Consider the following 860-nt stretch of genomic DNA (forward strand, 5'->3'; position numbering starts at 1 on the left):
AGACGTCGTTTCAGTTGGTGAGTCTGCGGTAGCTGATGAGGGCTGTGGCGATGCCGACGAAGGCCAGGAAGTGCTCGGCCTTTCGCTCGTAACGTCGGTGCAGCCTCCGGCATCCGGCCAGCCAGGACACGGTCCTTTCGACGACCCAGCGGTGTCGGCCGAGCCGGGTGGAGGACTCGATGCCCTTGCGGGCGATGCGGTGGCGGATGCGACGTTCGCGCAGCCATTTCCGCAGGTGGTCGTAGTCGTAGCCCTTGTCTGCGTGGAGCTTGGCTGGGTGCCGGCGGCGTGGTCCGCGGCGGGAGCGGATGGGCGGGATGCCACGCACGAGCGGCTGCAGGCCGAGACTGTCGTGCAGGTTGGCGCCGGAGATGCCCAACGACAGCGGCACGCCGTTGCGGTCGGTGATCAGGTGGATTTTCGATCCGCTCTTGCCGCGGTCGGTCGGATTCGGTCCTGTCAGTGGCCCCCTTTTGCCGCCCGGACGCTGACGGAGTCGATCGCGCACCGCGACCAGTCCAACTCGCCCCGAGCACCGAGTTCGTCGAGGATGACCCGGTGCAGCCGGGCCCAGACCCGATCCCGGCTCCACTGGGCGAAGCGCCGGTAGACCGTGGGCCAGGCCGGCCCGAACACCGGCGGCAGCTGCCGCCAAGTGCAGCCCGAGGTGGCCACGAAGATGATCGCCGCCAGGCATTCGCGGTCACCGGCCCGTCGGCGGCCGCCGCCCTGCGGGCGTATGACCTCCGTCGGCGGGACCACCCGCCGAAACAGCGTCCACAACTCGTCCGGCACCAGCCGCCCCACCAGATCCGTCATGCACGGCTCAACGAGCGATCACGCCAACAGAAACGACGTCT

The 860-nt window shown here is 69.0% G+C and carries 1 protein-coding gene; it reads right to left on the reverse strand.

The window, feature by feature from the left end; translation table 11 throughout:
- Window positions 1-10: 10 nt before the first annotated feature.
- A protein-coding gene (locus EHS43_RS45320) for an IS5 family transposase (protein ID WP_125196132.1) occupies window positions 11-819 on the reverse strand; the annotation gives its coding sequence in 2 pieces (ribosomal slippage) (window positions 11-469 and window positions 472-819; 807 coding nt in all).
- Window positions 820-860: the final 41 nt, after the last annotated feature.

This window comes from Streptomyces sp. RP5T, from assembly GCF_003933965.1.
Taxonomy (GTDB): Bacteria; Actinomycetota; Actinomycetes; order Streptomycetales; family Streptomycetaceae; genus Streptomyces.